Raw genomic sequence first — 22,586 nt, forward strand, 5'->3', positions numbered from 1 at the left:
TGCCCGGCCAAAAAATCCATGACGCACACAAGCGGCCGGACCGTGCGTCATGGCAACCAAGGCGGCCACGAGACATGCTGAGGCATCTTCGGCTGGGCGGATGTAGACGTTGCCGAGCTTTAATGAAAGTATCTGCGTATGAATGCAGATAATGGAGCATGTTCCCTTGGTGTCGACAGCCAATACGTGGAACTGGCGGTGGAGGTCTTTTCCATGCTGGCCGACGCCACCCGGGTCCGGATCATTCTTGCCTTGCGCGAGAAGGAAATGGCGGTCGGGGCACTGGCCGAGGTCGTGGGGAAATCGCCCGCCGCGGTTTCACAGCACCTGGCCAAGATGCGGCTGGCCCACATGGTTTCCACGCGTCAGGAAGGCACCAAGGTCATGTACCGGCTGGAAAACGAACACGCGAGGCAGCTGGTCGTCGACGCGATCCACCAGGCCGAACACGCGCTCGGCGGGATGCCCGCGCACCACCGGGCAGGGCAGGCAACGGCATGAGGATCACCGATCAAGCGGGCCACCGCCCCGCGGATGACCATGGGCACCCGCACGCCCATCATCATGAACCCCACGCCCACGAAGATGGCCAGATGCACCACGACCACGACTGGCATTCCCACAAGCACCACTCGGGTTTCAAGGGGTGGCTGTTCGAGTTGTTCGTGCCGCACACCCACGATTCGTCCGATTCGATCGACGATGCGTTGGAGGCGAGCAAGGAAGGTGTCCGGGCGCTGAAGGTCAGTCTCGTCATCCTGCTGGCCACGACGGCGCTGCAAGTCATCGTGGTGGTGATCAGCGGTTCCGTCGCACTGCTGGCGGACACCATCCACAACTTCTCGGATGCGCTGACCGCCGTGCCGTTGTGGATCGCCTTCATCCTGGGCCGTCGAGTGGCCACGAAACGCTACACCTACGGATACGGGCGGGCCGAGGACCTCGCAGGCCTCTTCATCGTCGTGGTCATCGCGCTGTCCGCGGTTGTCGCCGCCTGGCAGTCGATCGAACGCCTGGTCAACCCGCAACCGCTCGAAAACCTGTGGTGGGTGCTTGCGGCCGGCGTGATCGGATTCGCCGGCAACGAGATCGTGGCGGTGTACCGGATCCGCGTCGGGCAAAAGATCGGGTCGGCCGCACTGGTGGCGGACGGCGTGCACGCCCGCACCGACGGGTTCACTTCCCTTGCCGTGGTGTTCGGTGCCGTGGGCGTGATGCTCGGCTTCCCCCTTGCCGACCCGATCATCGGCCTACTGATTTCCGTGGCGATCATCGTCCTGCTGATCGGGACGGTCAAAAGCATTGGGCGCCGGCTCATGGACGGCATCGAACCCGAGCTCGTGGACCGTGCCGAGACTGCCCTGTCCGGAACGCCGGGAGTCCTCGCCGTGGACGGCGTGCAACTGCGCTGGGTTGGCCACCGGCTGCAGGGTGCTGCAACCATTGCCGTCGAGGACGCGGCGCTGTCGACGGTGGCTGAAACCATTCACTCCGCCGAGCACCGGCTCGGGCACGCGCTCCCGAAACTTGACGACATGCTGATCAAGGCCGTCACGGCTTCCGCGCGCGAAAAATGTGTTGGTCTTGAGCCGTCCGCGCACAACCATCATTGACAAGGCGGCCGACCTGGGCGCATCGGTGAGCATTCCCGGCCATGGCAGTTTCATGGTGGCAGGGGAAGCGTTGGCGATGATCGACGTGTTTGGCGGGCTGTTGCATTGCTACCAGGGAGACGGCGGCTGCCGAAGGCAAGGCCTGTACTTCTCACGGACGGAACCGAAGAAACCCCTTCGATGCCTGCTCGGCGGCCCCGGGCAGTCAGGCAAGGCTTCTCCCGATGTGTGGAAGCGGCTGGCCAATGAAGAAATCGCGATCAGTGTCAGTCGCGAGCTTGCGCCCAAACTCGACGGCGCAGTCCTGGACTTCGGCTCATACAACAAGATGGAACGCTTCGTCTGGCTGGCCATGCCCGCCGTCAAGGGACCGGCCTGCACTTGCCGGCGCTCCGTCGGGCCGCCGACGGGAAAACGCTCGCCCTGTCTGGACGACCAAGGGGTCGGGCTAAGCGATCCACAAGGTTAGGAGTCAAACCTTGGACAACACGGGAGTTATCCAAGGTTGTTGAGCGGTGAATCGCCCTGCCTCGTTCATCTCGGTGGTGAGGCGCAGGGCCCGAATGGCGATGCGCAGGTATGTGGGACACGGCTTCCCCGCCCGGCATTTGCCCTGCAGGAATGCGCGTCGATTGGTGGGGCGCCGAATGGTTCCGTTAAGCTGGGTGTTGGCTGGCTGTGGTCATCGTATGCCACAAGCTATGAAGCCGGACAACGAAACGAGGAACCGTAGTGCTTGAGCAAATCACACTGACCGTCGATGGGGAACAACGAGAGGTGAATGCCGGTACTACCGGGGCCGAGCTGTACTTTGATGACCGCGACGTCGTCGTCATGCACGTCGATGGCGTGCTTCGCGACCTTTCGCGCCCGCTTGAGGCCGGGACCGCCGTCGAACGAGTCACCATCGATTCCCCCGCGGGCCTTGAGGTCTTGCGCCACTCCACCGCGCACGTCATGGCCCAGGCCGTGCAGCAGCTGCGCCCGGATGCCAAGCTGGGCATCGGCCCGTACATCACCGACGGTTTCTACTTCGACTTCGATGTCGCCGAGCCGTTCACTCCCGAGGACCTGAAGACCCTCGAGAAGATGATGCTCAAGATCGTCAACCAGAACCAGAAGTTCGCCCGCCGCGTGGTCACCGAGGACGAAGCCCGCAAGGCCATGGCCCACGAGCCGTACAAGCTCGAACTGCTGAACAAGGCCAACGAGGCCGATTCCGCCGGCGAGGGCGTGAACGTCGAGGTTGGCGCCGGCGAGATCACCATCTACGAGAACATCGACCGCAAGTCCGGCGATACCGTGTGGTGCGACCTGTGCCGCGGCCCGCACCTGCCCAACACCAAGCTGATCTCCAATGCCTTCGCGCTGACCCGCACCTCGGCCGCCTACTGGCTGGGCAACCAGAACAACCAGCAGCTGCAGCGCATCTACGGCACCGCCTGGCCGACGAAGGAAGCGCTCAAGGCCTACCAGGAGCGCATCGCCGAGGCCGAGCGCCGCGACCACCGCAAGCTTGGCGTCGAGCTTGACCTCTTCTCCTTCCCCGACGAGCTGGGCTCCGGCCTGCCGGTGTTCCACCCGCGCGGCGGCATCATCCGCAAGGAAATGGAAGACTACTCGCGTGCACGCCACGTCGAGGCCGGCTACGACTTCGTCTACACCCCGCACATCACCAAGGGCCACCTCTACGAGGTTTCCGGCCACCTTGACTGGTACAAGGACGGCATGTTCCCGGCGATGCACGTGGACGCCGAGCTCAACGAGGACGGCACGGTGCGCAAGCCCGGCCAGGACTACTACCTCAAGCCGATGAACTGCCCGATGCACAACCTGATCTTCGGCTCCCGCGGACGCTCGTACCGCGAGCTGCCGCTGCGCCTGTTCGAATTCGGTTCGGTCTACCGCTACGAGAAGTCCGGCGTGGTGCACGGCCTGACCCGCGTGCGCGGCATGACCCAGGACGACGCCCACATCTACTGCACCAAGGAGCAGATGAAGGACGAGCTGACCGAAACGCTGAACTTCGTGCTGGGCCTGCTCAAGGACTACGGGCTGGATGACTTCTACCTGGAGCTATCCACCAAGAACGAGGAGAAGTTCGTCGGCGACGACGACGTCTGGGAGGAAGCCACCCGCACCCTCGCCGAGGTCGCAGAGGCCTCCGGCCTGGAGCTGGTCCCGGATCCGGGAGGAGCCGCCTTCTACGGCCCGAAGATCTCCGTGCAGGCCAAGGACGCGCTGGGCCGCACCTGGCAGATGTCCACCATCCAGCTGGACTTCAACCTGCCCGAGCGCTTCGAGCTCGAGTACCAGGCCGCCGACGGCACCCGCCAGCGCCCGGTGATGATCCACCGTGCCCTCTTCGGTTCCGTGGAGCGCTTCATGGGTGTGCTCACCGAGCACTATGCGGGCGCGTTCCCGGCATGGCTCTCCCCGGTCCAGGTCGTGGGCATCCCCGTGGCCGAGGCCTTCAACGAGTACATGTTCGACGTGATCGACAAGCTCAAGGCCGCGGGCATCCGCGCCGAGGCCGACATCTCCTCGGACCGCTTCCCGAAGAAGATCCGCACCGCGTCCAAGGAAAAGGTCCCGTTCGTGCTCATCGCCGGCGGCGACGACGCCGAGGCCGGGGCGGTTTCCTTCCGCTTCCGCGACGGCAGCACCGACAACGGCGTGCCGGTGGACGAAGCGGTGGCCCGCATCGTCGCCGCTGTGAAGAACCGGGAAGCCTAGGTCCATGGGGGAGTCCACGCGGGCACAAGCCATCGAAGCGCCCGAGGAGCTTTCGCAGGAGGAGCGGGACACGGCAGTCACCGACGATTTCGAACTCGCCGGTGTGCCCGATTCCTTCCAGCGCCTGTGGACTCCCTACCGGATGGCCTACATCAAGGCCGGACAGGACCAAGTCAAGGGCGAGGAAACCTGCCCCTTCTGTGTCGCGCCGACCCGTAGTGACGAGGACTCGCTGATTCTTCACCGGGGCAAGACCGCATACGTGATCTTGAACCTCTTCCCCTACAACCCGGGCCACATCCTGATCTGCCCCTACCGCCACGTGCCGGATTACACCGACATCACGGAGGAGGAGACGGCGGAGATGGCTGCGCTGGCGCAGAAGTCCATGCGCGTGCTGCGCCACGTGTCGCGTCCCACCGGATTCAACCTGGGCATGAACCAGGGTGTCACCGGCGGGGCCGGCATCGCCGCGCACCTGCACCAGCACGTGGTTCCGCGCTGGGCTGGCGACGGGAACTTCTTCCCGATCATCGCCCAGACCAAGGCGATGCCCGCCACGTTGGGGGACATCCGCGAGGACCTGGCCGCCGGCTGGCTTGAGATCGACTAAAACCGAACAGCAGTTCATGGATTGACCGCCGGGCATTTTGCCCGGCGGTCATTCTGTTTAACGGCAGCGGACGCGCACCGTCCCGCGGCTGATGCGGGCGAAGGGCGTGGTCGCTGTGTTTTCCGATCGGGTGGAGACCGCGGGGGACGACACGCCCAGGTGGCTTTGGATATTACGGCACGAATCGCCCAATTGAACAGTGTTCAAGGTGTGTCGGGGTGATCGGTGTATGGTGGTTTTACCTCACGGTTGAACACTGTTCAATTATGCATTGAGCATGTTTCAGAAACCCCATGGAAGCGCTTGGAACCGCTTCTCTCATTCCAGCGGAAGGCAGCACCATGACCTTGGGCATTGCGACCAATCTTGAAGAATCCCCGGCGGAGGCGATTGCCGAGCCGCTTGACGCGCGGGCCCTTGCCGCCCGGGTGGAAGCGGGGCACCGCATCACCGAGTCCGAGGCCTTGGCTATCCTCGGTGCGCCCGATGAGCGAACCCTGGAGCTGGTGGCGGCGGCAGGGACCCTGCGGCGCAAGCACTTCGGCAACACCGTGAAGGTCAACTACCTGGTGAACCTCAAGTCGGGGCTCTGCCCAGAGGACTGCACGTACTGTTCCCAGCGCCTGGGCTCCAAGGCCGAGATCCTCAAGTACTCCTGGCTCAAGCCCGAGGAGGCCGTGCACCAGGCGGGGCTCGGCATTGCCGGCGGCGCCTCGCGGGTCTGCATGGTCGCCTCCGGGAAGGGCCCCAGCGATCGCGACGTCGACCGGGTGGCCACCATGATCGGCCAGATCAAGGACGAGCACCCGGAGATCGAGGTTTGCGCCTGCCTGGGCATCCTCAAGGCGGGTCAGGCCGAACGGCTCGCCGCAGCCGGGACGGATGCCTACAACCACAACCTGAACACCGCCGAGTCCCTCTACCCGGAGATCTGCTCGACTCACACCTTCCAGGAACGCGTGGAGACGGTCGGCCAGGCCAAGGACGCCGGGCTCTCCCCGTGCTCCGGGCTCATCGTCGGCATGGGCGAAACCCCGGAGCAGCTCGTTGAGGCGGTCTTCGCCCTGCGGGACCTTGACGCCGACTCGATCCCGGTCAACTTCCTGATGCCCTTCGACGGAACCCCGCTGGCCGGGACCTGGCACCTGACGCCGATGGCGTGCCTGCGCATCCTGGCCCTGGTCCGCCTCGCCTGCCCCGCCACCGAGCTGCGCATGGCCGGCGGGCGCGAAATGCACCTGCGTTCCCTGCAGTCCACCGCGCTGGCCGTGGCCAACTCCCTGTTCCTGGGGGACTACCTCACCTCCGAGGGCCAGGACGCACGCCGGGACCTGGAGATGATTTCGGATGCCGGCTACGTGGTGCTGGGCCAGGAAGACATCGACCCCGCCGAGCTTGCAGCGCGCATCCGCCACCGGGCCGACGAAGCCCCGGCGCAGCCCGAGGCCCCCGGGTGCGGCACCTCCTGCGGCAGCGGTTGCGGAAGCGCCACCTCGCGGGGCTGCGGCCCGACGGGCGCCGAACCCGTCCTGCGCCGCCGCGGTGCGGGCACGCAGGAAAACCCCAACGCATGAGCGTCGACACCATGGACCTGCTGGCCCGTGATTCCGGCCTGCTCTGGCACCCGTATGCCTCCCTCGACGCCGGGGCCCGCTATTCGGTGTCCGCCGCCCGGGGATCCCGGATCACGCTGGAGGACGGCCAAGGCGGCAGCCACGAGGTCATCGACGGGATGGCGTCCTGGTGGTCGATGGTGCACGGCTACAGGAACCCCGCGCTTGATGCCGCGGCACACGCGCAGATCGACAGGTTCAGCCATGTCATGTTCGGCGGGCTCACGCACGAACCCGCCGTCGAACTGGCCGAACGCCTGGTGGCCATGGCCCCGGGCGACCTGCAACACGTGTTCCTGGCCGACTCCGGCTCGATCAGCGTGGAAGTGGCACTGAAGCTGGCCCTGCAGTACCAGGACGCGTCCGGGAAACCGGAGCGGCAGCGGTTCCTGGCCCTGCGCGGCGGCTACCACGGGGACACCTTCGCCGCCATGAGCATCTGCGATCCCGTCGACGGCATGCACGCGGCCTTCGCGCCGCTGGGCAGCCGGCAGGTCTTCCTGCCCAGGCCCCCGGCCGCGCGGCACACCGGCTCCGGCGACTGGGAGTTCGACGCGGAGGAGCTGGAACGCTGGGAGGCGGAGGCGCGAAGCATCGCCGCCGAGCACGCCGGGGAGCTGGCGGGCATCGTGTGCGAACCGGTCCTGCAGGGTGCCGGCGGCATGCACATCTACCCGCCGCGGGTGTTGAATGTGCTGCGGGAAATCGCCGACCGTCACGAGCTGCTGTTGATCGTCGACGAGATCGCGACCGGGTTCGGCCGCACCGGCAAGCTCTTTGCCGTCGAGTGGGCAGGAGTCGAGCCGGACGTGATGTGCGTGGGCAAGGCGCTGACCGGCGGCTACCTTTCGCTGGCCGCGATGATGTGCACCCCGAAGGTCGCCCGGGCCATGGGGTCCGGCGGCGGATCGTCCGGATCGGCCCTGCTGCACGGGCCCACCTTCATGGGCAACCCGCTGGCGTGCGCCGTGGCGTGCGCCTCGCTGGACCTGCTCGCCGGGCCCGACGGCGCGGGAAGCGGCTCCGCGCCGTGGCGCGCGCAGGTGGCCCGGCTGGAGCGCGGCCTGCGCACCGCATTGGAGCCGGCGCGGGAACTGGCCGGCGTCAAGGACGTGCGCGTGCTCGGCGGGGTCGGCGTGATCCAGCTGCACGAACCCGTGCGCGTGGCGGAGGTGACGCGCGTTGCCGTGGAGCACGGCGCCTGGGTGCGGCCCTTCCGGGACCTGGTCTACGTCATGCCTCCCTACATCTGCACCGACGACGAGCTGCGGGTCCTGGGTTCGGCTCTCACCGAGGCGGTGGGAGCAGTCCATGGTGCCTGACCAGACCTTGACCGGACCTTCGACCCGGCTTCCGGCGGCCACGGACAACGCTCCGGTGGATCCGCGGGCCTGGGAAACCTGGCTCGCCGCCCGGTCGAGGGTGCGCGCCGCACGCGGCATGCAGCGCACCGACAACTCCCGCGGGCCGCTCACGGACCTGGCCTCCAACGACTACCTGGGTCTGGGCGGGCACCCCGAGGTCAGGGCCGCCGCGGCCGCGGCCGTGCACGAATACGGCGCCGGGGCCGCCGCCAGCCGCGTGGCCACCGGCACCCTGCAGGTCCACCGCGAGCTGGAACGATCGCTGTGCCGGTACACGGGACGGGCGGAGGCGCTGGTCTTTTCCAGCGGCTACACCGCGAACCTCGGAGTGCTCGGTGCCCTCGGCGGACCCGGCAGCCTGTTCATCCTCGACGCGCACGCCCACGCCAGCCTGATCGACGGCGCCCGGCTCTCCGGGGCGCAGGTGGAAACCTCCGAGCACAACAGCCTCGGGGACATCGAGCGGCTGTTGCTGCAGAACATGCAGAGCCCGGCGCCCAAGCCGCGCGTCGCCGTCGTCGTCGAATCCGTCTACTCGGTGCTCGGGGACGCGGCGCCGCTGGCCGAGGCCGCGGACCTCTGCGCCCGCCACGGCGCCCTGCTGGTGGTGGACGAGGCACATTCGCTCGCGGCAACGGAGCACGGCTCCGCGGCGCGCGCCGCGGGACTGGCCGGCTCCGGGCACGTGGTCGTCACCGCCACGCTCTCCAAGGCGCTCGGCGCCCAGGGCGGGGCGGCGCTGCTCGGCGGGGAATCCGCGGGCCTGCTGCGCGAGCACCTGGTCAACACCTCGCGCACCTTCCTGTTCGACACCGCCCTGGCGCCGGCGGCCGCCGCCGCGGCCCTCCGTTCCCTGGATCTTGCCGACCCGCAGCGGATCGGCGATCTCGCGCGCAGTGCGAGGGTCATCTGCGACACGCTGGCCGGGCACCCGGAACTGCGCGGACGCATCGAGCGCGGCGCGGGCGCGGTCCAGTCGATCAGGATGCCCGGCGCGGATGCCGCGATGGCCGCGACCGCTGCCCTGCGCGAACGCGGCATCGCCGTCGCCTGCTTCCGGCCGCCGAGCGTCCCGGACGGGATCTCGCGCCTGCGGATCACCGCGCACGCCCACCAAGACCCCGTCGAACTGGCCCTCGTCCTGGAGACGGTGGCCCGGACCATCCTGGAAGTGGAATCATGAGCTGTCCCTTTGCCACGGCCGCTGCCGTGGAGAGCGCCCCCTTGGCGGGCCCGCTTCCCGCGGCCTACCCGGAGGCGGTCAACCGGCGCTACCGCAGCATCGAGGACCCCGCCGTGGTGCGGCAGATCCTGCGCCGGGCCGAGGAGTTCACCCCCGCCAACGCCCTGAGCACCGCCATCAGGCTGAGCCCCGCAGCGCTGCGCATCCTCGCCGCGGCGCGCTTCGCCCTGCCGCCGGTCCTGGCCAGCGCCTCGGGCCGGGAGCACATGTCCGTCCGGCGGGTCGTGGCCGGCTTCTTCAGCCCCGCCAAGGTGCAGGCCCAGGGGGCGTTCATCGAGGAGCGGGTGCGCGGGATCTGCGGGGAACTGGAGGAAACCTACCGGGCCGGCGGCGCCGTCGACCTGGCCGACCGGCTCGCGGCGGCGATCCCGCCGGAGGTCATGCAGAAGCTCACCGGCATCCCGGTTCCGCCGATCGACCTGCTCAAGCGCTGGAGCCGGCATTCCCTGGAACTCTTCTGGGGGTGGCCGGACGAACGGCGGCAACTGGTGCTGGCCGCGAGCGCCGCGGAATTCTTCGTCTGGCTTGTCGGTGCGGTGGACGGGTCGGTGGCGCGCGAGGACGGAAACCTCTATGCCGCCCTGCACCGCGCGGGCGTGGAGAAGCGCCGCATCATCTCGCTGGGCTACTTCCTGGCGATCGCCGGACAGGAAACCACCACCATGCTCATCCAGACGGCGATGTTCGGCGCGCTGGCCGACGGGCGCTGGGACGCCTGCGCCGATCCGGAGACCGGGGGACAGGCGTCGAAGGAAGTGGTGCGCGAGGTGCTGGCCCGGGCCTCCTCGGTGCCCACCTGGCGGCGCATCGCCGCCATGGACGCGGAGGTCGAGGGCGAATCCTTCCTGGCCGGCGACGAGCTGGTGCTGCGCCTCTCCGGCGGGATGCCGGAGGGCCCGGATGACGACTCCCTGGCCTTCGGATACGGGATCCACCGCTGCCTGGGCGCCGGCATCGCGCGCCTCGAGACGGAGCTGGTGCTCGGCGCCACCGCACGCGCACTGCCCGGGATCGAACTGGTTGACCGGGAGCCGCGGTGGAACCACCTGCTCTCATTCCAGACCCCGGCGGACGTGCTGACGCGTTTGCGGGCCGACGCACCCATGCCGCGCAAGCAGAAGGAACACGCACAATGATCTACGTTGTCACCGGGACCGACACCGATGTCGGAAAAACCGTTGTCACCGCCGCACTGGCGGCCACGGCGCTGCGCCGGGGGGACCGTGTGGCGGTCTACAAGCCGACCCAGACCGGGGTGCTGCCCGGACAGGACGGCGACGTGCAAAACACGGCCAGGTGGCTCGGGGGCCCCGACCGGCTGAGCGTCGTGGAGGGGGTCCGACTGCTCGAGCCGATGGCGCCGGTGGATGCCGCGTTGGAGGAAGGCGGGGAGGCCGCCGCAGACGCGCTGCCCACGCTGGCCGAGCACGTGCGGCGCATCAAGGCGCTGGCGCAGGGCCACGATTCGGTCATCGTGGAGGGGGCGGGCGGGCTCCTTGTCTCGCTGACCCGCGCGGGGGAAACCGTGGCCGACCTGGGCGCCGCGCTCGATGCGCACCTGGTGGTGGTGACCCGTCCCGACCTCGGGACGCTGAACCACACCGCGCTCACCCTGGAGGCGGCCGTCGCCCGGGGCTTCACCCGCGGCACGCTGGTCCTGGGAAGCTACCCCGGCGCACCTACGGCACTGCATGTCCGCAACCGCGGCAACCTGGAAACGCTTGCCGCCGACCGCGGATGGGGCTGGGTGGACGGACTGCTCGCAGGCCTGGGGTCGACGGGCCCGGCCCAGGGGAGGAACGAAGACCTCTGGGCGGCGGGCGGCAGGCTGGCCTCCGTGCTGGCGTAGCCAGGACCCGGGTGCCGGCGGAATGCATGCGGGCTCAGGGGGCGGAAGCGACGCCGGTTCCCTGGAAGAGGGCCTTGGCCAGGGCGATGGCGGTGTGCGTGGCCGGGTGGAAGTCGTGGCTGCGCCAGATGAGATACACGGGCACGGGCTGCGCGTCCGCAAGCGGGCGGTAGGTGATGCCCGCGCGCCGGTACTGCGAGGCGGTCGACTCGGGGGTGACGCCGACACAACGCCCCGTGGAAATGGCGGTGAGCCAGTCATCCACGTCGTGGGTGTACTCGCTGGCGGGTTGTTCGCCCTCGGGCCACAGGTCCAGGGTGGTGGTGCCGGTGCGGTGGTCGATGGCCAAGGTGCGGGTCGGGATCTCGCGCAGGCGGACCTGGCGGCGGCGGGCCCAGGGGTCGTCCGAGGCGAGCGCAACATAGCGTGTTTCCTCGCCGACCAGGGCGTGCGCCCACGACTTCAGATCCAGCGGGGCTCGCACGACGGCGAGATCACACAACCCCTCGGCGAGTCCGCCCGTGGGAGTGTTGTGTCGAATCAGCCGCAGATCTGTCTCGGGATGTTGGTCCTGCCAGCGGCGCTGGAACTCGGTGGTGTGCCGGCCGAAGGCCGACCACGCATGGCCGATGTGAAGTTGGGTGTGGCCGGTCGTGGCTTCCCGGACGAGTTCATCGGCACCGCTGAGCAGCAGGCGGGCCCGGGCGAGGGCCTGGACGCCTGCCGTGGTGGGGGCGATGCTGCGGCTGGTCCGGTGCAGCAACCGCACCCCGAGGACATCTTCGAGGCCGGCAAGGGTGCGGGAAACCGCGGCCTGGGAAACGCCCAGCTCAAGGGCGGCATCCGTGAAGCTGCCGGTGTCGATGATGGCGACCAGGCAGCGCAGGTGCTTCAACTCCAGTGTCAACGTGTTCCCTCGATTTCATCTATGCGTTCAGCGAATAGATTACCGCGTGGATGCATTTTGCGTATCCGATCCATGGTTCCAGCATTGGAAGCATGCAACTCGACCGCTCCGATTCCGCCCAGCGACTCCAGTCCGGCGTGCCCGGCGATCCAGCCATCTCCCGCGCCCGGGGGAGCCGGGGCGGTGTGGCGCTGATGCTGCTCAGTGGCCTGTCCAACCAGGCCGGGGCCTCGCTCGCGTCGCTGGCATTCCCCGTGCTCGGTCCTGCCGGGGTGGTGGCGGTGCGCCAATGGGTGGCCGCCATCGTGCTGGTGGCGGTGGGCCGGCCGCGACTCCGGCGCTTCAGTGCCGCCCAGTGGCGGGTGGTGCTGGGGTTGGCGCTGGTTTTCGCCGTGATGAACCTGTCCCTCTATGCCGCGATCGAGCGGATCGGGCTGGGGTTGGCCGTCACCCTGGAATTCCTCGGCCCGTTGGCCGTGGCGCTGGCAGGTTCGCGCCGCATCACCAACGTGCTCTGTGCCGTGGCCGCCGCGGGCGCGGTGGCCGTGCTGGTGCGGCCCACGCCGTCCACCGACTATCTGGGGGTCGGTCTGGCATTGCTGGCCGCGGTGTGCTGGGCCGGCTACATCCTGCTTAACCGGGAAGTCGGGGCGCGACTGCCCGGACTGGAAGGGTCGGCCGCGGCCGCACTGGTCTCCGGAATCCTCTATCTGCCGGTCGGCGCCTGGGTGCTCTGGCAGCACCCGCCGACGGTCGCGGTGCTGGTCTACGCCCTGGCGGCCGGGGTGTTGTCCTCGGCGGTGCCGTTCCTCGCGGACACGTTGGCCCTGCGGCGCATGCCTGCCCATTCCTTCTCGATGTTCATGAGCGTCAACCCCGTATTTGCCGCACTGATCGGCCTCGCTGCCCTGGGCCAGCAACTCGACGTGCCCGCATGGCTGGCCATCGTTGCGATCGTCGGCGCGAACATCGTGGCACTGTCCACCTCGCACCGTTCCACCCGCAGGAGAGCGGAATGATTGCTCCCTGCGTTCCCGGGAGACCTGAAAGGCGACGTAGGCATGGCATTCGTCGATCCAGGCGGTGAAGGAGCTGCCATCCTGAAACGGAGGCCGCACCCCGGCACTTGGGGGACTGTCTTGCGCTTTCCCTCGGGAAGGCCAGTGGAGGGCGAATGCGACGAGGGTGAAGCCGGAGTTGATTTCACATATGCCCTGCACGGGGTTGCGCCGGGGCAGTTTCCTGTGTTGTGCCGAAAGAACCCTGTGATTCTGCGGCGTTCGGTGTTTTGTTGATAGATGGGCGGCGTCAAAAATCTAGGTGATTTGTCTACTGGTTTTGAATTGTGACGACATAACCGAGGTCTTTGTTACGTCCTCGTCCTACGATGATTCGCATACTGCTCACCTTATTGAAAGGAAACACAAGGTGTCTGAAAACGAAGGCGTCTCAACCCCGGCAACTACCGTAGGTAGCGACCGCGTCAAGCGCGGCATGGCGGAAATGCTCAAGGGCGGCGTCATCATGGATGTTGTCACCGCAGAACAGGCCCGCATCGCCGAAGATGCAGGCGCTGTAGCCGTCATGGCACTCGAGCGTGTCCCGGCCGACATCCGCGCCCAGGGCGGCGTTTCGCGCATGAGCGACCCGGACATGATCGACAGCATCATCGATGCGGTCTCCATCCCGGTCATGGCCAAGGCCCGCATCGGCCACTTCGTCGAGGCTCAGATCCTTCAGTCCCTCGGTGTCGACTACATCGACGAGTCCGAGGTCCTGTCCCCGGCAGACTACGAGCACCACATCGACAAGTGGCCGTTCAAGGTTCCCTTCGTCTGCGGTGCAACCAACCTGGGCGAAGCCCTGCGTCGCATCAACGAGGGCGCTGCCATGATCCGCTCCAAGGGCGAGGCCGGAACCGGCGACGTCTCCAACGCCACGGGCCACATGCGCAAGATCCGCGCCGAAATCGCCAAGCTGGCGGCCCTGCCCAAGGATGAGCTCTACGTAGCCGCCAAGGAATTGCAGGCTCCGTACGAGCTGGTCAAGGAAATCGCCGCCACCGGCAAGCTTCCGGTCGTGCTCTTCACCGCCGGTGGCATCGCCACCCCGGCCGATGCAGCCATGATGATGCAGCTGGGCGCCGATGGCGTCTTCGTGGGCTCGGGCATCTTCAAGTCCGGCAACCCGGCACAGCGTGCCGCAGCCGTGGTCAAGGCCACCACCTTCTACAACGACCCGGACGAGCTGGCCAAGATCTCCCGCGGCCTGGGCGAAGCCATGGTCGGCATCAACGTCGCCGACATCCCGGCACCGCACCGCCTCGCAGAGCGCGGCTGGTAACACCCGCTTCCCTTTGAGGCTGGCGTAAGCGCAAAGGCCCGGACCCGGATCCTCCTGCCCCGTGGGGCAATTGGATCCGGGTCCGGGCCTTCGTCGTATGCGGTTGTTGGGGGCTTGACCCAGGAGGGCTTAGCGCAGGACCATGTGCCGTCCGCGGCCGAGCAGGCGCATGCCGTTCGCCTCGAAGAACTGTGCCGAGGTCGGCGACGCGGCGGCGATCAACTCGATGTGCGACTTTTCCTCGAGTCCCAGCGGATTGACCATGCCGCGGGCCAGCCCGTGCAGCAGGGCCGAGCCGACACCCTGGCGGCGGTGTGCAGCACCCACGGCCAGCCCGTGGATCGCCAGCTGTCCGCCGAGCGACTGCTGGGCAAAGGCCCGGCCCACCAAATCACCGTCAAGGGTCCTGGCGGTTGCCTGTTCGATGCGCCGCAGGGCCGGGTGTCCGGCGCTGAGCCCCGCGGCGGCCGGATCGCGCCACAAATTCGCCACGTTAAGTTCCCTGGCGTCCGCCCCCGAGGCCTCCGGCACGTCGGTGCCCAGGCGCACGCGCCCCGGCCACAATTCCGCGGGGCTCACCAGTTCGCCTGCGTGCCAGCTGATCTGCGCGGTGTCCGTGAAGCCGGCCGACTGCAGGCCGGTGGCCGGGGCGCCGGAGTTGACCCAGGCCTCGACGCGCCGCGCGCCCAGGCGGGTTCCCTCGGCCAGGCCGGGGCGGATGCCGGCTTCCTGGGCGTGCCGGGGGAAGAGCAACACCAGCCGGCGGCGCGCCGGCTGCCAGGCCCACGAGCAGCCATGGGTCGTGAAGAGCTTGCCGCCCGTGGCGATCGCCATGGCCTCGTGCCACTGGGTGAGGGTCTCCTGGGCGAAACTGATGGTAGTCATGAGCCCTGGCCCGTTGCCAGCCCGCGGCGAACCAGCAGGGGTTCGATCCGGGCCGGGCGGCCGCGGAAGAGCTCGTAGGATTCCAGCGGGTCGCGGGTGTTGCCGCGGGAAAGCAGCTCGCTGCGGAAACGGTCCCCGTTGCCCCGGAGCAGACCGCCGTTTTCGGTGAACCACTCCACGGTGTCGGCGTCCAGGACCTCCGACCAGATGTAGGAGTAGTACCCGGCCGAGTAGCCGCCGTCGAAGATGTGCTTGAAGTAGCCGGTGCGGTAGCGCGAGGGCACCAGGTCGGGGATCAGCCCGGCCTCCCTCAGGACGCGGTCCTCGAAGGCCGCCGGATCCTCGACCGGCTCGCCGACGGGCAGCGAATGCCAGGCCAGGTCGAGGACGGCCGCGGTGAGGTATTCGGTGGTGGCAAAACCCTCGCCCCACAGGGCCGCGGCCTCCAGCTTGTCGATCGTGCCCTCCGGCAGCGGTTCGCCGGTCTGCGTGTGGGCCGCGTAGCCGGGCAGGATGTCCTGGTGCAGCGACCACATCTCGTTGACCTGCGAGGGGTACTCGACGAAGTCCCGCGGCACCGAGGTTCCGGCCAGCGACGGGTACTTCCCGGCGGAAAACAGCCCGTGCAGCGCGTGGCCGAATTCGTGGAAGAGCGTGTTGACCTCGTCGAAGCTCACCAGTGCGGGTTCCCCGGACGCCGGCTTGGGGATGTTCAGCGTGTTGGTGACCACCGGGCGTTCCCCGAAGAGCCCGGCGGACTCGCGGACCGAGTTCATCCAGGCGCCGCCGGACTTGGTGGGACGGGCAAAGAAGTCGCCCAGGAAGAGCCCCAGCACGCTGCCGTCCTCGTTGTGCACGTCCCAGATGCGCACGTCCGGGTGGTAGAGCGGCAGGTCTGTGCGTTCGGCGAAGGAAAGTCCGTAGAGCCTGTGCGCGGCGGCGAAGACGCCTCGGGACAGGACTGCGTCGAGCTCGAAGTATTCGCGCAGCGCCCCGCGGTCAAGGGTGTAGCGCTCCTTGGCGACGGCCGCGGAGTAGTAGGCCCAGTCCCACGGGTTGATCGGCGCGCCGGAAATCCTTGCCAGTTCCTCGGCCTCGGAGCGGGCGTTGGCCACGGCCGCCGGAACGAGTTCGGCCAGGCGTTCCCGGACAGCTTCCAGCGACGGTGCCGTTGCGCCCTCCAGGACGACGTCGGCATGCGTGGCGTGGCCCAGCAGGTCCGCGCGGGTGGCGCGCAGTGCGGCCATCTGCGCGGCAATCTCCAGGGTGCGGTTCTCGCCGTCCCGGCCGCGGTTCACCGAGGCCTCGAAGAGCCGCCGGCGGGATGCGGTGTTCTCCAGCGTGGCCAGCATCGGCTGGGAGGTTGGCAGCACCAGGGGCAGCAGGTACCCGGATTCGTGCCCGGCCTCGCGTGCGGCATCGGCGGCCGAAGCCAGTTCGCCCTCGCTGAGCCCCGCAAGTTCCCCGGCGTCCGCAAAATGGACGGCGGCATCGTTCATGGCGCCGAGCAGCTTGCGGGAATACTCGGACGACAGGTCGGTGATCCGCCCGTTCAGCTCCCGCAGGGTTGCCTTCTTTTTCGCGTCGAGTTCCGAGCCGGCGGCACGGAAGGTGCGCAGCGTTTCGGAGACCAGGCGCGCGTCCTCGCCCTGAAGTCCCGCGGCGTCGAGGGAGGCCAGGCGGTTGAAGAGTTCCTGGTCCAGGTGGATCGCGTCCATGTGGCCGGAGAAGAGGGCCTGGAGCGTCGGGTCGATCTCGCGCAGGTCGTCGGTGCCGTGGGCGGAGAAGACCGTCCAGTACGCCATGATGGTCCGGCGCAGCAGCTGCCCGCTGCGTTCCAGGGCGACGAAGGTGTTCTCGAACGTCGGTGCGTCCGCATTCCGCGCGATGGCGCGAAGCTCTTCCAGGTGCCGAGCCACGCCGGTTTCTGCTGCCTCCAGGTAGTGCGCTGCGGTGATGGCGGGGAAATCGGGGAATTCAAACGGCAAGGTGCTTCGCTCAAGCAACGGATTCTGCATGTTCTTAACCCTGTCACATGCCCGGCGCGCTGTCCGTTTCCCGCGCCGCCGGGGCCTCGTCAAGGTTAGGCTCGAACCCATGCGTGAACGACCCGCCGATTCCGTGCGTTTCCGAAGAGCCGTTGCCGTGCTTCCGGCACTCATGCTGGCGCTGGCCGGATGCTCGGCTGCACCCGGGCAACCGACGCCGGTCGCCGCGCCGACAACTGCCGCGCCGACCTCTTCCGCACCGCATGCCGTCGCGGCACCTTCAAGCGCCATGGAGCCAACCGGCACCGCGGCACGTGAATCAGACATGCAGGTTCCGCGTGCCAAACCGTCGGCCGACGCGGCCTGCCCCGGCGACGAATGCATCGAGGTCGCCGTCGCCGGGGACATCCTCCTGCACCCGGCCCTGTGGGAACAGGCGACAAAGGACGGCCAAGGCAAACTGGACTTCGAGCCGTTGCTCGGCGGAATTGCGCCGTTCCTTGCCGAGACCGACCTGTCGCTGTGCAACCTCGAGACGCCGCTGGCCCCCAAGGGCGGCCCGTACCAGGGCTACCCGATGTTCACCGTGCCGCAGGAAATCGTTCCGGCGCTCATGGCCGTGGGATACGACGGCTGCACCACCGCCAGCAACCACACGATGGACGGGGGAGTGCCGGGCGTCATCCGCACCCTGGACGCGCTGAAGGACGCGGGCATGGTCTCCACAGGCTCCTACCGGAGCGCAACCGATGCCGGGAAGCCGCTGCTCACGCAGGCGGGCGGCGCAAAGGTCGGGGTCATTGCCGGAACCTACTCGCTCAACGGCGTCGCCGAGGACGCCCCGTGGCGGGTCGACGACATCGACGAGGCCTCGCTGGTCGCCAGGGCCAAGGCCGCACGCGCCGCGGGGGCGGACATCGTCCTGGCGGCAATACACGACGGCGACGAATACACCGACAGGCCCACGGCCGGGCAAAAAGCGCTGTACCGGGCGCTGGCCGACAGCGGCGAATTCGACTTCGTCTACTCGCACCACACCCACTCGGTGCTTCCGATCGAAAAACGCGGCGACACCTGGATCGTCTACGGGCTGGGCAACTCCGTGGCAAAGCACGCCACCAGGACCGTGCTGAACCGCGAGGGCATCACCGTCAACATGCAATTCGTGCGCACCGCCGCCGGCTGGGAACCGGGGAGGCTGCGCTGGGCCCCGCATGTGATGGCCGAGGACCCCGAGCGCTGGTGTGCGCTGCCCGCGCCGGCCGGGAGCCACTGCACGGACCAGGCGGGCGATGCCGCGTCGCTGAAACGCACCACGTCAACCGTCAACGCCTTTGGCGCGGACACTGACGGCGCGGGACCATGGGTGCCGGCGGCCCCGTGATGCAGGCGATGCCCGACGCGCCGTGTCATCAAGATGGAATGAGGGCCCATCCGGGTTTAAGCTTGGCTGTCCGCCTGCCCAAGCCGCAGGCGGAGCATACAAGGACAACCAGAAAGCGACACACGTGTCACGAATAGGAGTGCTCGCCCTGCAGGGCGATGTGCGTGAACATCTCCACACGCTGGGCGCCCTGGGCGCGGAAGCCGTCCCGGTGAAAACGCCGAAGGAACTGGCGCAGGTCGAGGGCCTGATCATCCCGGGCGGCGAATCCACCGTCATCGACAAGCTCTCGCGCATGTACGGCGTGGCCGATGCCCTCAAGGCACGCATCGCCGACGGCTTCCCGGTCTACGGATCCTGCGCCGGGATGATCATGCTGGCCAACACCATCGCCGACCCCACCACCAACCTCAAGGGGGAGCCGCAGCAGAGCTTCGGCGGCATCGACATGGTGGTGCGCCGCAACGCGTTCGGGCGCCAGGTCGACTCCTTCGAGGTCGACATGCAGGTCCGCGGGCTGGAATCGCTCTCCAGCCAGGATCGCAACGAGCCGACCAGGCCCGTGCGCGCGGTGTTCATCCGCGCCCCGTGGGTCGAAAGCATCGGCCCGTCCGTGGAGGCGTTGGCCACTATTCCGGCCGCGAACACGCCGATGAACGCCGATGGGGTTCAGGTGGATAGAATTGTTGCAGTACGTTCGGGAAACCTGCTGGCGACGTCCTTCCACCCCGAGGTGACGGGCGAACGCCGCATTCACGAATTATTTATCCACATGATCAGAGGAGAAGCGTAAGCATGTCCGGCCACTCCAAATGGGCAACCACCAAACACAAGAAGGCTGCAATTGACGCCAAGCGCGCCAAGTCCTTCGCCAAGCTGATCAAGAACATCGAGGTCGCGGCGCGAGCCGGCGGCGCCGATATGGCTGGCAACCCGGCCCTGGAACTTGCTGTTTCCAAGGCCAAGAAGACCTCGGTCCCCAATGAAAACATCGACCGCGCCGTCAAGCGCGGCGCCGGTTTGACCGGTGAAGTCATCGACTACACCGAGATCATCTACGAAGCACGTGGCCCGCAGGGTTCGGCCCTGCTGATCGAGTGCTTGACCGACAACAAGAACCGCGCAGCCTCCGAGGTTCGCCTGGGCATCACCCGCAACGGCGGTTCCGTGGCGGACCCGGGTTCGGTTGCCTACCTCTTCGCCCGCAAGGGTGTCGTTGGCCTGCCGAAGAACGGCCTGACCGAGGATGACGTGCTCATGGCCGTCCTTGACGCCGGCGCCGACGAGGTCAAGGAAGTGGGTGACTCGTTCGAGATCCACAGCGAACCGACCGACCTGCGCGCCGTCGTTGCCGCCCTTGAAGAGGCCGGCATCGAGTACGAGAGCGACGAAGTCGAATTCGTTCCCTCGATGCAGGTCGAGCTTGATGCCGCAGCCGCTGCCAAGTTCCTGAAGCTTGCCGAGGCGCTGGAGGAGCTCGACGACGTGCAGAACGTCTACTCGAACGCCAACATCAGTGCCGAGGTCATGGCGGAACTCGAAGAGGCCTAGGCCCCTTTGGCACTGCGTGTGGTTGGCGTCGACCCCGGACTGACCCGTTGCGGTCTGGCCGTGGTCGACGTCGAACCCAACCGGCGAGCCACGCTCATCGATGTCAAGGTCATCGGCACGGAGGCGGGGACGCCACTCGACCAGCGCTTGCTGGTCATCGCCGACGGCATCGACGCATGGCTCGACCAGCACAAGCCCGATGTCGTGGCACTCGAGCGGGTTTTCAGCCAACTCAACGTCAGCACCGTCATGGGCACTGCACAGGCCTCGGGCATCGTCATCGTTGCGGCGGCCCGCCGCGAAATCCCTGTGGCGCTGCACACCCCCACCGAGGTCAAGGCCGCGGTCACGGGATCGGGTACGTCCAACAAGCAGGCGGTCGGCAAGATGGTTGCCAAGATCCTGCGCCTGGACGAGCCGCCGTCGCCCGCGGATGCCGCCGATGCCGCGGCCCTGGCCATCACCCATGGTTGGCGCGGCGCGGCATTCGGCTCCGCCGGTGCCGCGGCATCGGCGTCCTCCCCGCGCAGCGGAACCTCCTCGGGACTGACCCCCGCCCAGCGAGCCTGGATCGCCGCCGAGGCCAAGGCCCGGAGCGTCAAGTCCCGCTAGACCGGATGCGGGCCTCCGCCCCGGTACACGGGTTTGTCCGGCGATCAAATCCACGAACAAATTGCGTCCAGCCTGTAAGCTGTTCGTAGATATATTCGCATTGCTGGTTTTGGTTGCCGGCAAACCCCAAACCACCGGAGGTCGGCCCAGATGATCAGTACGCTCAGGGGAGTGGCGCAGCAAGTCAACCTGAACAGCGCGGTCATCGAGGTCGGCGGCTTCGGCATGCTCATCCAGGCAACCCCGCAAACCCTGTCGAACCTGCACGTGGGACGCGAGGCGTTCGTGCACACCTCCATGGTGGTCCGCGAGGATTCCATGACCCTCTTCGGCTTCGCCAGCGGCGAGGAGCGCGAGGTCTTCGACGTACTGATCGGCGTTTCGGGCATCGGCCCGCGCACCGGACTCGCCATCCTTTCCGTGCACACCCCGGAAGACGTCCGCATCGCGGCAAGCACCAAGGACACCAAGGCATTCACCAAGGTCTCGGGCATCGGACCCAAGGGCGCCGAACGCATTGTGCTTGAACTTTCAGGAAAACTCACCCCGACCGGAGCCGTGGCAACCGGCGGCGTGGCTGCCGCCCCGGCTTGGGAACCCCAGGTCATCGACGCACTCACCGGCCTGGGCTGGACCGACAAGGATGCCAACAAGGCCCTCGAGGCGTTGGCCAAGTCCGATCCGGAAATCACCACCAACGGCAGTGTTCCCGAGATCCTCCGGGCCGTGCTGCGTTCCCTGGGCCGCGGCACGCGACCCGGACTCTAGGAGTAGACAATGAGCGAATCCGGCATCCTCACCAACGCAGGTTCCGAACCCGAAGAGCGCGTGCTCGAGGCGGCGCTTCGTCCCAAGAACCTTGACGACTTTGTGGGGCAGGCCCGGGTCCGCCAACAGCTCTCTCTGGTCCTTGAGGCCTCGAAGATCCGTGAGCGCACGGCGGACCACGTGTTGCTCTCGGGTCCTCCCGGCCTGGGCAAGACGACGCTGTCCATGATCATCGCCGCCGAAATGAATGCGCCATTGCGCATCAGCTCGGGTCCTGCCATCCAGCATGCCGGCGACCTGGCCGCGATCCTCTCCTCGCTGACGGAGGGCGAAGTCCTCTTCCTGGATGAGATCCACCGCATGAGTCGCCCCGCCGAGGAAATGCTGTACATGGCCATGGAGGATTTCCGTGTCGACATCATCGTCGGCAAGGGGGCCGGCGCCACGGCCATCCCGCTAGAGCTTCCCCCCTTCACGCTCGTCGGCGCCACCACGCGCGCCGGCCTGCTTCCCGGCCCGCTGCGCGACAGGTTCGGGTTCACCGGGCACCTAGAGTTCTACAGCGTCGAAGAACTTGAACTGGTCTTGCGCCGTTCGGCCATGCTGCTCTCCCTGAAGGTCAACTCCGCGGCCTTCAGCGAAATCGCCTCGCGTTCGCGTGGAACGCCCCGTATTGCCAACCGCCTGTTGCGTCGCGTGCGCGACTGGGCCCTGGTGAACAGGCTGGAAAACATCGATGCACGGGCCGCATCCGCTGCGCTGGATATGTACGAGGTCGACGCGCGCGGCCTTGACCGCCTTGACCGTTCGGTGCTGCACGCGCTGTGCACCAAGTTCGGCGGGGGACCGGTGGGCCTCTCGACCCTGGCAATAGCCGTCGGCGAGGAGACCGAAACCGTCGAGACGGTTGCCGAACCCTACCTGGTGCGCGAGGGCCTCCTCGGTCGTACCCCGCGCGGACGCATCGCCACCGCGGCTGCATGGGACCACCTGGGCCTGCGCATGCCGGCAGAGGCTGTATTCGCAGGGCGTGGCACATTTGAAAACGATGGGGACGACGGGGAATAAAGAAATTCCCTGATTATTTACCGGGTGAATACCGAAAATTCAAAGGATA

At 67.5% G+C, this 22,586-nt stretch carries 21 protein-coding genes; 18 read left to right on the forward strand and 3 right to left on the reverse strand.

The features are described from left to right. Nucleotides 1–138 precede the first annotated feature (138 nt). The 10 genes from ACIQLF_RS05160 to bioD all read left to right on the forward strand — a co-directional run bounded on the left by ACIQLF_RS05160 (nucleotide 139) and on the right by bioD (nucleotide 11,031). The gene (locus ACIQLF_RS05160) at nucleotides 139–501 is read left to right on the forward strand and encodes an ArsR/SmtB family transcription factor (RefSeq protein WP_400295189.1); all 363 of its coding nucleotides are present in this window, start codon (nucleotides 139–141) and stop codon (nucleotides 499–501) included. Next, nucleotides 498–1,613, forward strand: coding sequence for a cation diffusion facilitator family transporter (locus ACIQLF_RS05165; RefSeq protein ID WP_400295192.1), 1,116 nt, complete (start codon nucleotides 498–500; stop codon nucleotides 1,611–1,613). Before ACIQLF_RS05160 ends, ACIQLF_RS05165 begins: the two co-directional genes overlap by 4 nt. Beyond that, nucleotides 1,585–2,082, forward strand: a complete 498-nt coding sequence (locus ACIQLF_RS05170; RefSeq protein ID WP_400295195.1) for a peptidase — start codon at nucleotides 1,585–1,587, stop codon at nucleotides 2,080–2,082. The genes ACIQLF_RS05165 and ACIQLF_RS05170 overlap by 29 nt, the downstream gene beginning before the upstream one ends. Nucleotides 2,083–2,345: 263 nt before the next feature. After that, nucleotides 2,346–4,349 carry a threonine--tRNA ligase gene (gene thrS, locus ACIQLF_RS05175; RefSeq protein WP_400295198.1) on the forward strand — a complete coding sequence of 668 codons (2,004 nt, stop codon included), beginning with the start codon at nucleotides 2,346–2,348 and terminating at the stop codon, nucleotides 4,347–4,349. 4 nt (nucleotides 4,350–4,353) lie between these two features. After that, entirely contained in the window at nucleotides 4,354–4,962 is a 609-nt protein-coding gene (locus ACIQLF_RS05180) for an HIT family protein (protein ID WP_400295201.1), read from the forward strand. A 341-nt stretch (nucleotides 4,963–5,303) separates the two neighbouring features. After that, complete coding sequence (gene bioB, locus ACIQLF_RS05185) at nucleotides 5,304–6,536, forward strand: biotin synthase BioB (protein WP_400295204.1); 1,233 nt, start codon at nucleotides 5,304–5,306, stop codon at nucleotides 6,534–6,536. Further along, complete coding sequence (gene bioA / locus ACIQLF_RS05190) at nucleotides 6,533–7,897, forward strand: adenosylmethionine--8-amino-7-oxononanoate transaminase (protein WP_400295207.1); 1,365 nt, start codon at nucleotides 6,533–6,535, stop codon at nucleotides 7,895–7,897. The genes bioB and bioA overlap by 4 nt, the downstream gene beginning before the upstream one ends. Further along, nucleotides 7,887–9,122, forward strand: a complete 1,236-nt coding sequence (locus ACIQLF_RS05195) for an aminotransferase class I/II-fold pyridoxal phosphate-dependent enzyme (RefSeq protein WP_400295210.1) — start codon at nucleotides 7,887–7,889, stop codon at nucleotides 9,120–9,122. The genes bioA and ACIQLF_RS05195 overlap by 11 nt, the downstream gene beginning before the upstream one ends. Beyond that, nucleotides 9,119–10,318: a cytochrome P450 gene (locus ACIQLF_RS05200; protein WP_400295213.1), complete on the forward strand. Its 1,200-nt coding sequence runs from the start codon at nucleotides 9,119–9,121 to the stop codon at nucleotides 10,316–10,318. Before ACIQLF_RS05195 ends, ACIQLF_RS05200 begins: the two co-directional genes overlap by 4 nt. Further along, complete coding sequence (bioD, locus tag ACIQLF_RS05205; RefSeq protein ID WP_400295215.1) at nucleotides 10,315–11,031, forward strand: dethiobiotin synthase; 717 nt, start codon at nucleotides 10,315–10,317, stop codon at nucleotides 11,029–11,031. Before ACIQLF_RS05200 ends, bioD begins: the two co-directional genes overlap by 4 nt. Before the next feature lie 34 nt (nucleotides 11,032–11,065). On the opposite strand, the gene ACIQLF_RS05210 is transcribed toward bioD, so the two are convergent. Continuing rightward, complete coding sequence (locus ACIQLF_RS05210; RefSeq protein ID WP_400295218.1) at nucleotides 11,066–11,938, reverse strand: LysR family transcriptional regulator; 873 nt, start codon at nucleotides 11,936–11,938, stop codon at nucleotides 11,066–11,068. A gap of 92 nt (nucleotides 11,939–12,030) precedes the next feature. On the opposite strand from ACIQLF_RS05210, the gene ACIQLF_RS05215 reads away from it, so the two are divergent. Together ACIQLF_RS05215 and pdxS are read left to right on the forward strand one after the other, a co-directional pair. Then, entirely contained in the window at nucleotides 12,031–12,957 is a 927-nt protein-coding gene (locus ACIQLF_RS05215; RefSeq protein ID WP_400295221.1) for an EamA family transporter, read from the forward strand. A 409-nt stretch (nucleotides 12,958–13,366) separates the two neighbouring features. Continuing rightward, a complete protein-coding gene (gene pdxS, locus ACIQLF_RS05220) occupies nucleotides 13,367–14,281 on the forward strand; it encodes a pyridoxal 5'-phosphate synthase lyase subunit PdxS (RefSeq protein ID WP_217387879.1) in 915 nt (304 codons plus the stop codon). A 129-nt stretch (nucleotides 14,282–14,410) separates the two neighbouring features. Here the strand turns inward: pdxS and ACIQLF_RS05225 are convergent, their stop codons facing one another. Both ACIQLF_RS05225 and ACIQLF_RS05230 read right to left on the reverse strand, forming a co-directional pair. Further along, nucleotides 14,411–15,166 (reverse strand): GNAT family N-acetyltransferase, encoded by a 756-nt coding sequence (locus ACIQLF_RS05225; protein WP_400295224.1) that lies wholly within the window; start codon nucleotides 15,164–15,166, stop codon nucleotides 14,411–14,413. After that, nucleotides 15,163–17,184, reverse strand: coding sequence for a M3 family metallopeptidase (locus tag ACIQLF_RS05230; protein WP_400295227.1), 2,022 nt, complete (start codon nucleotides 17,182–17,184; stop codon nucleotides 15,163–15,165). Before ACIQLF_RS05230 ends, ACIQLF_RS05225 begins: the two co-directional genes overlap by 4 nt. A gap of 79 nt (nucleotides 17,185–17,263) precedes the next feature. Here ACIQLF_RS05230 and ACIQLF_RS05235 point away from each other — a divergent pair, with 79 nt between their 5' ends. The 6 genes from ACIQLF_RS05235 (at nucleotide 17,264) to ruvB (ending at nucleotide 22,537) form a co-directional block, all read left to right on the forward strand. Further along, the gene (locus ACIQLF_RS05235) at nucleotides 17,264–18,538 is read left to right on the forward strand and encodes a CapA family protein (RefSeq protein WP_400295230.1); all 1,275 of its coding nucleotides are present in this window, start codon (nucleotides 17,264–17,266) and stop codon (nucleotides 18,536–18,538) included. Nucleotides 18,539–18,662: 124 nt separating this feature from the next. Continuing rightward, complete coding sequence (pdxT, locus tag ACIQLF_RS05240; RefSeq protein ID WP_400295233.1) at nucleotides 18,663–19,331, forward strand: pyridoxal 5'-phosphate synthase glutaminase subunit PdxT; 669 nt, start codon at nucleotides 18,663–18,665, stop codon at nucleotides 19,329–19,331. Between the two features lie 2 nt (nucleotides 19,332–19,333). Beyond that, complete coding sequence (locus ACIQLF_RS05245; RefSeq protein WP_400295236.1) at nucleotides 19,334–20,089, forward strand: YebC/PmpR family DNA-binding transcriptional regulator; 756 nt, start codon at nucleotides 19,334–19,336, stop codon at nucleotides 20,087–20,089. A gap of 6 nt (nucleotides 20,090–20,095) precedes the next feature. Further along, on the forward strand, nucleotides 20,096–20,701 hold the full coding sequence (gene ruvC, locus ACIQLF_RS05250) for a crossover junction endodeoxyribonuclease RuvC (RefSeq protein ID WP_400295239.1): 606 nt from the start codon (nucleotides 20,096–20,098) through the stop codon (nucleotides 20,699–20,701). 150 nt (nucleotides 20,702–20,851) lie between these two features. Beyond that, a complete protein-coding gene (gene ruvA, locus ACIQLF_RS05255; RefSeq protein WP_400295241.1) occupies nucleotides 20,852–21,469 on the forward strand; it encodes a Holliday junction branch migration protein RuvA in 618 nt (205 codons plus the stop codon). 9 nt (nucleotides 21,470–21,478) lie between these two features. After that, on the forward strand, nucleotides 21,479–22,537 hold the full coding sequence (gene ruvB / locus ACIQLF_RS05260) for a Holliday junction branch migration DNA helicase RuvB (protein WP_400295243.1): 1,059 nt from the start codon (nucleotides 21,479–21,481) through the stop codon (nucleotides 22,535–22,537). Nucleotides 22,538–22,586: the final 49 nt, after the last annotated feature.

The sequence above is a fragment of the Paeniglutamicibacter sp. NPDC091659 genome, assembly GCF_044756805.1.
Classification (GTDB): Bacteria; Actinomycetota; Actinomycetes; order Actinomycetales; family Micrococcaceae; genus Paeniglutamicibacter.

Coding starts and splice junctions, on each gene's coding strand:
- ruvA (WP_400295241.1), top strand. CDS start 20,852: ATGATCAGTACGCTCAGGGGAGTGGCGCAGCAAGTCAACCTGAACAGC.
- bioB (WP_400295204.1), top strand. CDS start 5,304: ATGACCTTGGGCATTGCGACCAATCTTGAAGAATCCCCGGCGGAGGCG.
- ACIQLF_RS05230 (WP_400295227.1), bottom strand. CDS start 17,184: ATGCAGAATCCGTTGCTTGAGCGAAGCACCTTGCCGTTTGAATTCCCC.
- ACIQLF_RS05160 (WP_400295189.1), top strand. CDS start 139: ATGAATGCAGATAATGGAGCATGTTCCCTTGGTGTCGACAGCCAATAC.
- ACIQLF_RS05235 (WP_400295230.1), top strand. CDS start 17,264: ATGCGTGAACGACCCGCCGATTCCGTGCGTTTCCGAAGAGCCGTTGCC.
- ACIQLF_RS05200 (WP_400295213.1), top strand. CDS start 9,119: ATGAGCTGTCCCTTTGCCACGGCCGCTGCCGTGGAGAGCGCCCCCTTG.
- ACIQLF_RS05215 (WP_400295221.1), top strand. CDS start 12,031: ATGCAACTCGACCGCTCCGATTCCGCCCAGCGACTCCAGTCCGGCGTG.
- bioA (WP_400295207.1), top strand. CDS start 6,533: ATGAGCGTCGACACCATGGACCTGCTGGCCCGTGATTCCGGCCTGCTC.
- ACIQLF_RS05180 (WP_400295201.1), top strand. CDS start 4,354: ATGGGGGAGTCCACGCGGGCACAAGCCATCGAAGCGCCCGAGGAGCTT.
- ACIQLF_RS05165 (WP_400295192.1), top strand. CDS start 498: ATGAGGATCACCGATCAAGCGGGCCACCGCCCCGCGGATGACCATGGG.
- ACIQLF_RS05195 (WP_400295210.1), top strand. CDS start 7,887: ATGGTGCCTGACCAGACCTTGACCGGACCTTCGACCCGGCTTCCGGCG.
- bioD (WP_400295215.1), top strand. CDS start 10,315: ATGATCTACGTTGTCACCGGGACCGACACCGATGTCGGAAAAACCGTT.
- ACIQLF_RS05225 (WP_400295224.1), bottom strand. CDS start 15,166: ATGACTACCATCAGTTTCGCCCAGGAGACCCTCACCCAGTGGCACGAG.
- ruvB (WP_400295243.1), top strand. CDS start 21,479: ATGAGCGAATCCGGCATCCTCACCAACGCAGGTTCCGAACCCGAAGAG.
- ACIQLF_RS05245 (WP_400295236.1), top strand. CDS start 19,334: ATGTCCGGCCACTCCAAATGGGCAACCACCAAACACAAGAAGGCTGCA.